The organism is Corallococcus sp. 4LFB (assembly GCF_046520365.1).
In the GTDB taxonomy this organism is placed as follows: domain Bacteria; phylum Myxococcota; class Myxococcia; order Myxococcales; family Myxococcaceae; genus Corallococcus; species Corallococcus caeni.
On record NZ_JBKGHJ010000373.1, the window covers coordinates 1 to 8,813 of the forward strand.

Here is an 8,813-nt window from a genome sequence, read left to right on the forward strand (position 1 = left end):
GCGGTGGCCCCGGCGGGACGCAGGGGCGCGGAGGCGGCGCAGGACCCACGGCTGCTGGGCCAGGCCCCCGACGCGGCGACGCAGCAGGAACCGCGCGCGGCTCCAGCCAAGGCCGCCGAGCCGGTGATGCGCATCTTCGCCAAGGCGGAGGAGCCGTCGTTCCCGGCGGATCCCCGTGGGGCCCGCTCCGCGGAGGGCGCGGCTGAGGGCCGGTCCTCGGGCCGTGGCGGTGATGCCTCCAGCGACGCGCGCTCCAACGGCCGTGGCGAAGCCGCTGTCGGTGATGGCCGCTCCGGTGGCCGTGGTGAAGCGTCCAGCGAAGGGCGCTCCGGTCGCGGTGAAGCATCGAGCGAGGGGCGCTCCAACGGTCGCGGTGAAGCCGCGTCCAGCGATGGGCGCTCCGGTCGCGGCGAATCCTCATCGGGCGACCTTCGCTCCAACGGTCGTGGTGAAGCGGCCTCCAGCGACGGGCGCTCCGGTCGCGGTGCGGACGGGGCCGACGGCCGGTCCAGCAGTCGCAACTCGGATGCATCCGCCACGGAGTCACGGTCCGGCCGGGGCTCCGACGACGACGAGCCTTCCGAGTCCCGTTCCTCCAGCCGCGGTGGCCGCAACCCCCGGGCCTCGGGGGCGGTGTCGTCGGTGAACGCTCGCGGCCCCCGGGCGTCGGCGGCCCAGGGCGCGGTCCGCTCCTCCGGTGTTCAGGGCGAGAACTCCTCGGCGGGACGCCCGCGCAAGGGCGAGCCCCCTCCGGACGTGTCGGGGGTCCGCTCCTCGGCGCGCCGGCTGCCGCCCTCGGTGTCCGGCCTGCACACGCTTCCCACGACGCGGGCCACGCAGGCGAAGCCGGCCCGCTCCGGCCCCAGCTCGATGATGTGGATGATCATCCTCGCGGTGGCCGGCGTCGTGCTGGGCGCGGGCGGTGGCTACCTCTATCTGCGCGTGCGTCAGGCCCAGGCCGCGAAGAACAGCCCCACGCCCGCCACGCCCGGCGCGTCCGCCGCGGCGGGCGGCATCATGGCCGCGGACCACTGTCCGGACGGCATGCGGCTGGTGAGCGGCGGCAGCTTCAAGAAGGGCGCGTCCCCGGAGGACCTCCAGGCCTCCGGCTCCACCGACGAGATGCGCATGGACAGCGTCATGGTGGACTCGTTCTGCGTCGACGAGTTCGAGTTCCCCAACCAGGCCGGCCGGAAGCCCCGCGTCAACATGACGTGGCTCGACGCGAAGTCCAGCTGCGAAGGCATCGGCAAGCGGCTGTGCTCCGAGGACGAGTGGGAGAAGGCCTGCAAGGGCCCCGGCAACGCGCGCTTCTCCTCCGGCGGCGAGCAGGCGCAGACGGCCTGCAACACCGGGACGACCGGAGGCGCCGCGCGAGCCCTGGCGCCCTCCGGGGCACATCAGGCCTGCCGCTCCGGCTACGGCGCGGCGGACCTGTCCGGCAACGCCGCCGAGTGGACCGCCTCCAACTACCCCGACACCGAGGACCGGCTCATCAAGGGCGGCGCCTTCAACACGCCTGGCGACACCGCCCGGTGCGCCGCGCGCCGGCGGGGGGCCGTGTCGCTGAAGGCCCCGGACGTGGGCTTCCGCTGCTGCCAGAACGTGCTGCGATGACGACCCTCCGGAGGCTCGCGCTCCTCACGCTCCTCCTGCCCGCAGTCGCCCTCGCCCAGGCCACGCCGCGAAGCCCCGCGCGCCCCCGCGTGGTGGCCGTGAAGTCCTCGAGCCTGGCGCCGTACGCCTCCTTCCTCGCCGGCTTCACGTCCGAGGCCCGCGCGGACGTCACCGAGCTGACCCTGGAGGAGAGCCCCACGGAGGCCGCGCGCGTCTTCAAGTCGCTGGCCGCGCAGAAGCCCGCGCTGGTGCTGGCCCTGGGACCGCTGGCGGCCAACGCCGCGCGCCGCTCGCTGGGCGAGGACGTGCCCGTGCTGTTCGCCATGGTGCCGTACCACGAGAAGTACGGCCTGGAGGCGCCCAACGTCACCGGCATCGCGCTCACCAGCGACTTCGGACCGGAGCTGGCCGCGCTCAAGGCCGTGGCGCCCGCGGCGAAGCGCGTGGGCATCCTGCATGACCCGCGCTCCTCGGCGGGCGCGGTGGCGCAGGCCCGCTCCGCTGGCGCGGCCCTGGGCCTCACCATCGTCCCGCTGGCCGTGGAGGCGCAGGAGCGGGTGGGCGAGGTGCTGGAGGGCGCGGCGGGGAAGGTGGACGGGCTCCTGATGGTTGCGGACAAGACCGTGGGCAACGCTTCCGTCGTCCAGGCGCTCATCGCCTTCAGTGCCTCCCGCAAGGTGCCGCTGGTGGCGCTCACGGCCAGCCAGGTGAAGGAGGGCGCGACGCTGGCCCTCGCGCCGGCCCCGCTGGCGCTCGGTCAGCAGGCGGGGCGGCTGGCCCACCGAATCATCCACGAGAAGGTCGACCCCGGCGCGCTGGCGGTGGCGCGGCCCGAAGGCCTGGACCTCTCGTTCAACCTCACCGCCGCGAAGAAGTCAGGTCCGTCCTGTGACGTCGTGCTGGAAGTGCTCCGGTTCGCGGCGCGCCGGGACTTTGCCGTGAAGGTCTACGAGTGATTCCACGCTACAGCCGTCCCGAAATGGCCTCCCTCTGGTCCGACGTCGCCCGCTACCGCCGCTGGCGCGACGTGGAGCTCGCCGCGCTGGAGGGCATGGTCGCGCAAGGCCTCGCCCCCAAGGACGCGCTGGCGGACTGCCTCGCCCGCGCCGGTGACTTCACCGAGGCGGACGCCGCGCGCATCGAGGAGATTGAGCGCACCACCAAGCACGACGTCATCGCCTTCCTCACCTTCGTGGAGGAGCGCGTGGGGCCCAGCGCCCGCTGGCTGCACCTGGGCATGACGTCCTCGGACGTGCTGGACACGTCGCTGGGGCTCACCCTGCGCGACAGCGTGGACCTGCTCCTGAAGGGCATGGACCGCGTGATGGCCGCGGTGGAGAAGCGCGCCTTCGAGCACAAGCACACGCTGCAGATGGGCAGAAGCCACGGCATCCACGCGGAGCCCATCACCTTCGGGCACAAGCTGGCCATCTGGTACGACGAGCTGCGCCGGGGCCGCACGCGCCTGCTGCACGCGCGCGACACCATCGCCGTGGGGAAGATCTCCGGCGCGGTGGGCACGTTCGCGCACCTGCCGCCGTCGGTGGAGGAGCACGTCTGCCAGAAGCTGGGCCTGAAGCCCGCGCCCGCCTCCAGCCAGGTGGTGCAGCGCGACCGGCACGCGGAGTTCTTCACCGCCATCGCCCTCGTCGGCGCGAGCCTGGAGAAGTTCGCCGTGGAGATCCGCCACCTCCAGCGCACGGAGGTGCGCGAGGCGGAGGAGCCCTTCACGCCCGGACAGAAGGGCTCCAGCGCCATGCCGCACAAGCGCAACCCCATCCTGTCGGAGAACCTCACGGGGCTCGCGCGCCTGTTGCGCGGCTACGCGGTGAGCGCCATGGAGGACGTGGCGCTGTGGCACGAGCGGGACATCTCGCACTCGTCCGTGGAGCGCGTGATTGGCCCGGACGCCACCGTCCTCCTGGACTTCATGCTCCACCGCTTCGCGGGCCTGGTGGAGAACATGCGCGTCTACCCGGAGCAGATGAAGAAGAACCTGGACCTGCTGGGCGGCGTGGTGAACTCGCAGCGGCTCTTGCTGGAGCTGGCGCGCAAGGGCATGGACCGGCAGGCCGCGTACGTCGTGGTCCAGCGCAACGCGATGCGGATGTTCGAGGAGGGCGTGGACTTCCGGCAGGCCCTGCTGAACGACGCGGACCTGCTCAAGATGATGACGCCCGAGGAGGTCTCCGACTGCTTCTCCCCGGGCTACCACACGCGCCAGATGGACGCGGTGTTCCAGCGCGTCTTCGGCCGCGCCAGCTAGACGCCGCGCGGCCTCAGGCGGGCGAGGGGGCTAGAGGTAGCCCTTCGCCCGCAGGTTCCCCTCGATGCGCGAGTGCACGTCGCCGGGCGTCAGCGCGAGCGACGTGCCGGTGATGCGCTCGTAGGCGGCCACGTACTTGGCGGCCAGGTCCACGCGCACGTCGTCCGGGATGGCGGGCAGCGCGCCGTGGCCGGAGAAGTTCCGCTCGCGGATGAGCCACTGGCGGAGGTTCTCCTTGTCCAGCATCTTCTGGTCCTCGCCCTTGGCGAAGCGCGCCTCGTACTCGTCCGCCACCCAGTAGCGGCTGGAGTCCGGGGTGTGCATCTCGTCGATGACGAAGAGCTCGTCGCCCACCTTCCCGAACTCGTACTTCGTATCCACCAGGATGAGGCCGCGCGTGCGCGCCCACTTCTGGCCCTCCTGGAACAGGCCCCGGGCGGCCTCCTTGATGCGGGACCAGTCGCGCATCGTGGCCAGCCCGCGCGACATTATTGCCCCCTCGGAGATGGGCTCGTCGTGCTGGCCGTACTCGGCCTTGGTGGACGGCGTGAGGATGGGCGCTTCGAACGCGCTGTCCTTGCGCAGCCCTTCGGCGAAGGGGACGCCGTAGGCGGTGTGCGTGCCCTTCTCGTAGTCGCGCCACAGGCTGCCCGTGAGGTAGCCGCGCACGACGACTTCCACGGAGAAGGGCTGGCAGGCGCGCGCCACGGTGACGTTCGGGTCCGGCACGTCCAGGACGTGGTTGGGGACGATGTGCTTCGTGCGGTCGAACCAGAAGGCCGCCAGGCGGTTCAGCACCTCGCCCTTGAAGGGGAGGGTGGTGAGCACGTGGTCGAACGCGGAGAGGCGGTCGCTCGTCACGAGGATGAGCGTGTCACCCTTGCGGTACGTGTCACGAACCTTGCCCTTGTAGGGCGTGCCGAGCGACGGCAGGTCCGTCTGGCGAAGCGTGTGGGTGAGTTGCGCGTGGAGGGCGGAGGTGTTCACGTCGGAGGCGCCTCGTGGCCCGGCCACTCACCGCCGGGAAGGGGCGGGGGAGCGGGGCCAGCTCATGAGGCGCGCGACTCTACTGGAGGCCCGCCGCCATGGAAGCAGGACCGTAGGCGGATGCCAGATAGAGGAACGCTGGGTTGATCCGCAGGATGCCGTCCACGTAGGCGACCGCGTACGGCGCGCCCGCGGCCCGGTCCACCTGCACCGCGCCCTCCGGCTGGATGTCCCAGAGCGCCAGCAGCGTGCGGGCCACCAGCTCCGCGGCCTCGCGCTCCGACAGGCCCTGCAGGCTCTCCCGCCGGTCCTCCGGCCAACGCTCACCCGTCCGCGCGTCGAAGACGAACTGGAGGCCGCTGCCCGCGTCCGGCGGCTGGAGCAGGTCCGCGCGGGACTCGAAGCCCGGCGCCGCGACGAACTCGTTGCCCTGGATGATGGGGAAGAGGGCCACGCCCTGCGCGGACTGCCCGGCCTCCTGCTCCGACTGGCGGGCGATGTCCCGGAAGAGCTCCAGGCGGACGGCCGGGGACTCGAACTCCACCACCTCCGGCGAGCTGCTCAGCGCCTGCCGCGCCGTGAGCGACGGACGCACGGGCGTGCCCGCGCCACCGCACGCGGTGGTGAGGAGCGACAGCGACAGAAGCAAGCCAGGGACCCAGCGACGCATCACTGGGAATATACCGATCACGCGGACGCACCACCAGCTAAACTCCGGGGCATGCGTCCAGGTGCGGAGCTGACTGTCGTCCTTCATCAGACCCGTTCACCCGACAACCTGGGGGCGGTCTGCCGGGTCATGGCGAACTTCGGTTTTGAACGCCTCGTCCTGTCGGAGCCCATCGTCCGGGACTTCAGCCTGGCGGAGCGGATGGCCGTGAAGAGCGGCCACATCCTTTCAGGCATGCGGGTCGCCCCGACCCTGGCGGAGGCCCTGGAGGACTGCGTGTACGTGGTGGGCACCACCTCACGCACCCAGGTGGCGAAGCGCGCCCCGCTGACGCCGGAGGCCGCGGCGCGCCGGCTGGCGGAGGAGAGCACGCGGGGGCGGGTGGCCCTGCTGTTCGGCGGTGAGCAGCGCGGGCTGTCCGACGAGGACCTCACCCACTGCCAGGACCTGCTCGTCATCCCCACGGAGGACGTGCAGCCGTCCATGAACCTGGCGCAGTCCTCCGCGGTGCTCCTGTACCTCTGCCACCGGCAGGGGCTGACGGAGGCGCCCGTGCTCCCTCAGGAAGAGGAGGCCGGCGCGCGGCTGGGGACGCTCAACGCGCTGAGCGGGCGCATGCGCGCGGCGATGCTGGCGGCGGACTTCCTCAACCCGGAGGCGCCGCAGCACGTGCTGCATGAGCTGGAGCGGACGTTGATGCGTGCGCGGCTGACCCAGCGGGAGGCGGAGCTGTGGCTCAACGCCTTCAAGCATCTGGGCCGCGCGGTGGCGCCGGGGACCTCCCGCGGGTAGGCGGGGGGCCGGCGCCACACGCAAACAGCCGGGGCGACTTAAGCCGCCGCGTCCTTCTTGTAGGTCTCGGCGTAGTGCTTCTCGCACAGGCCGGCCTTCATCGTCTTGATGCGGCACTCCGGCTTGGAGCACACGCGGTAGCGCGAGTGGGGCAGGTCGCCCTGGCGCCACTTCTTGAAGTGGAAGAAGCAGTAGTTCTTCGCGCGGTAGGGGCGCTTGCAGCCCTCCACGGTGCACGCCTTCTTGCCGCTGCCCTTGGCGGTGCGCGGCCAATGGGTGAGCTTCGTCGTCTGGGTGGCCTCGGCATGGTACGGACTCTCCTGCGAATCGATGCTTGGAAGACCCGCGGCGCCACCTGTGGGTGGATCCGCCACGATGTGAAGGCGGACGGTGTATCGCCGGGTTTCGCGGAACGCAAGGAGCCTGGAAGCCCGGCGGGGCCCCGGAGGCCCCGTCCGTCAGGGGGCGGCCAGGCCGTCCCCGGCCTTGGGAATGCCGCCGGACCGGCCGGCCTGGGTGCGCGGCACCGGGGACAGCAGCTCCTCCAGGACGGAGCGGGTCCCGGCGGCGCGCTCGCCCGGCGCGCTTCCTGACGCCAGCGTGGCCGGCGGGGCCTCCACCAGGGGCAGGTCCTCCAGCTTCACCCTCACCGTCATGGAGCGGCCCAGCCGGCGCAGGTGCAGCCGGACGTGCCGGCCCACGCCGCGCGCGGCCACCTGCCAGCGCAGGGTGTGCGCCCGCTCCACGGCCAGGCGGTCCATGTTCAGGATGATGTCGCCCGTGCGCAGGCCGGCGCGGTCCGCGGGGCCGTCCTCCACCACGTCCGTCACCACCACGCCCCGGCCGCGCGGGTTCAGGTTGAACGCCTGCGCCACCTCCGGGGAGAAGTCCTGCACGCTGATGCCCATCCACCCCCGGCGCATGCGCCCGTGCGTCTTCAGCTGTGGAATCACCGTCTTCGCGATGTCGATGGGGATGGCGAACCCGATGCCCTGGCCGGACACGTTGACGGCGTTGGCCACCGCCACCACGTCGCCGTGCAGGTCCAGCACCGGCCCGCCGGAGTTGCCCGGGTTGATGGAGGCGTCAATCTGCACGTAGTCGAAGTCGCCGTCGCGGCCGTTGGGCGTCACGTCCGTGCGGCCCAGGTAGCTCACCACGCCCACCGTCACGGAGTGCGCCAGCCCGAACGGGTTGCCGATGACGACCACCCAGTCCGCGATGCCCACGTGGGACGCGGACGCCAGCTTCAGCACCGGCAGCTTCCGGGGCGCGTCCACCTTGAGGAGCGCGCAGTCCGTGCGCTCGTCCTCACCCACCACCGTGGCGGGGAACTCCTCCACGTAGCCGTTCTCGCTGCGGATGGAGATGGAGACCTCCGACGCCCCGTCCACCACGTGCGCGCTGGTGAGGATGTAGCCGTCCGGATGGATGATGAACCCGGAGCCGATGCCGCGCTGGGACTCCTCGCCGGGGGCCACCTCCGCGCTGTCCTGGCGCGTGGTGATGGACACCACCGCCGGCATGGCCCTGCGGGCCACGTCACTGATGTTGGAATGCTGCCGGGAGACGGCGCGGTTGCGCGCCTCCAGCCACAGCTTGCCGGGTGCCCGTGCTCCGGCGCTGCCCGCTGCTCCCAGCGCGCACGCCAGCACCGCCACCCTGATGACGCCCCCGACCTGCGTCCAACCCATGGGCCCGCCTCTCCACCACCGTCCAACCCAACGCCCCGGCGCAACCTAGGCACGGGGTGGGGCGGGCGGAAGGGGGAGGCCGGCGATCAGCAACCGGCCCCGTGGCGCGACGCCGCCTACTTCGCCGCCTACTTCGCCGCCTACTTCTTCTTGGCGATGATGTTGTCGATGGCCGCCCGGTCCTCGGCGGTGATGCGCTCGCGCGGGCCCGAGGCGTTGGCGGACTTCTGGGACACGGCGCCCTTCGCGTCCTCAAGCGCGCCCTTCACCCTGTCCATCGTGGAGGGGCTCACCGTGCGCTTCCAGGTGCGCTCCATGTGCTCCAGCGGAGAGCGGCCGTCCACGTTGCCCCGCGCCAGGAAGACGCCGAGTCCCACCGCGCAGGTCGTCCAGACCAGGAACTTCAACACGCCCATGATTCACATCCTCCTACGTCGTCTTACATCGCCCCCGGACGCAGGGCGAGTTTCCTGACAGGGGGTTCGGGAGTCGCTGACAGGGGGCCTGGGGGCCCTTAAGGTCCACGGGCTTGCAGCCCGAAGAACTCATCAGGGCCGCCCAGACGCGGGCGGCGGGATTGGACGTGGGGCGGGGGGACGCCGCGCTGGAGCGCGTGCGGGCCCAGGCCTCGGCCTTGTTCGCGAAACTGCCGGAGCCCCCGGTGTACCGGCGCGCGGAGGACCCGTCGCGCAAGGCGGCCCAGGCGCTCCTGCCGGAGATGGAGCGGGTGCTGGCGGAGGCCTTCGCGGTGGCCCGGGAGCCGGCGGTGTCGCCGCTGGTGGACCGG

At 72.0% G+C, this 8,813-nt stretch carries 9 protein-coding genes and 1 pseudogene; 5 read left to right on the forward strand and 5 right to left on the reverse strand.

All coding sequences use genetic code 11. From position 1 onward, the window contains the following. The 3 genes from ACLEQD_RS30760 to purB form a co-directional block, all read left to right on the forward strand. Positions 1–1,617: SUMF1/EgtB/PvdO family nonheme iron enzyme (locus ACLEQD_RS30760; RefSeq protein ID WP_410389001.1), on the forward strand; the 1,617-nt coding region annotated here is incomplete at its 5' end. Continuing rightward, a complete protein-coding gene (locus tag ACLEQD_RS30765; protein ID WP_410389003.1) occupies positions 1,614–2,573 on the forward strand; it encodes an ABC transporter substrate-binding protein in 960 nt (319 codons plus the stop codon). The genes ACLEQD_RS30760 and ACLEQD_RS30765, both read left to right, overlap by 4 nt. After that, on the forward strand, positions 2,570–3,883 hold the full coding sequence (purB, locus tag ACLEQD_RS30770) for an adenylosuccinate lyase (RefSeq protein ID WP_120523861.1): 1,314 nt from the start codon (positions 2,570–2,572) through the stop codon (positions 3,881–3,883). The genes ACLEQD_RS30765 and purB overlap by 4 nt, the downstream gene beginning before the upstream one ends. Positions 3,884–3,913: 30 nt before the next feature. On the opposite strand, the gene ACLEQD_RS30775 is transcribed toward purB, so the two are convergent. Both ACLEQD_RS30775 and ACLEQD_RS30780 read right to left on the reverse strand, forming a co-directional pair. Beyond that, the gene (locus tag ACLEQD_RS30775) at positions 3,914–4,870 is read right to left on the reverse strand and encodes a phosphoribosylaminoimidazolesuccinocarboxamide synthase (protein WP_410389005.1); all 957 of its coding nucleotides are present in this window, start codon (positions 4,868–4,870) and stop codon (positions 3,914–3,916) included. Between the two features lie 79 nt (positions 4,871–4,949). Continuing rightward, positions 4,950–5,519 carry a hypothetical protein gene (locus tag ACLEQD_RS30780; RefSeq protein WP_410389007.1) on the reverse strand — a complete coding sequence of 190 codons (570 nt, stop codon included), beginning with the start codon at positions 5,517–5,519 and terminating at the stop codon, positions 4,950–4,952. Positions 5,520–5,591: 72 nt separating this feature from the next. Here ACLEQD_RS30780 and ACLEQD_RS30785 point away from each other — a divergent pair, with 72 nt between their 5' ends. Continuing rightward, positions 5,592–6,332, forward strand: coding sequence for an RNA methyltransferase (locus tag ACLEQD_RS30785; RefSeq protein WP_410389009.1), 741 nt, complete (start codon positions 5,592–5,594; stop codon positions 6,330–6,332). Positions 6,333–6,370: 38 nt separating this feature from the next. Here ACLEQD_RS30785 and ACLEQD_RS30790 read toward each other — a convergent pair whose 3' ends face one another. The 3 genes from ACLEQD_RS30790 to ACLEQD_RS30800 form a co-directional block, all read right to left on the reverse strand. Next, positions 6,371–6,664 (reverse strand): vegetative protein, encoded by a 294-nt coding sequence (locus ACLEQD_RS30790; protein WP_410389013.1) that lies wholly within the window; start codon positions 6,662–6,664, stop codon positions 6,371–6,373. A 126-nt stretch (positions 6,665–6,790) separates the two neighbouring features. Beyond that, positions 6,791–8,026 carry a S1C family serine protease gene (locus tag ACLEQD_RS30795; RefSeq protein WP_410389010.1) on the reverse strand — a complete coding sequence of 412 codons (1,236 nt, stop codon included), beginning with the start codon at positions 8,024–8,026 and terminating at the stop codon, positions 6,791–6,793. 140 nt (positions 8,027–8,166) lie between these two features. Further along, the gene (locus ACLEQD_RS30800; protein WP_410389011.1) at positions 8,167–8,442 is read right to left on the reverse strand and encodes a hypothetical protein; all 276 of its coding nucleotides are present in this window, start codon (positions 8,440–8,442) and stop codon (positions 8,167–8,169) included. 113 nt (positions 8,443–8,555) lie between these two features. Here ACLEQD_RS30800 and ACLEQD_RS30805 point away from each other — a divergent pair. Next, positions 8,556–8,813 (forward strand): annotated as a pseudogene (locus ACLEQD_RS30805) (hypothetical protein); the annotation flags it as partial.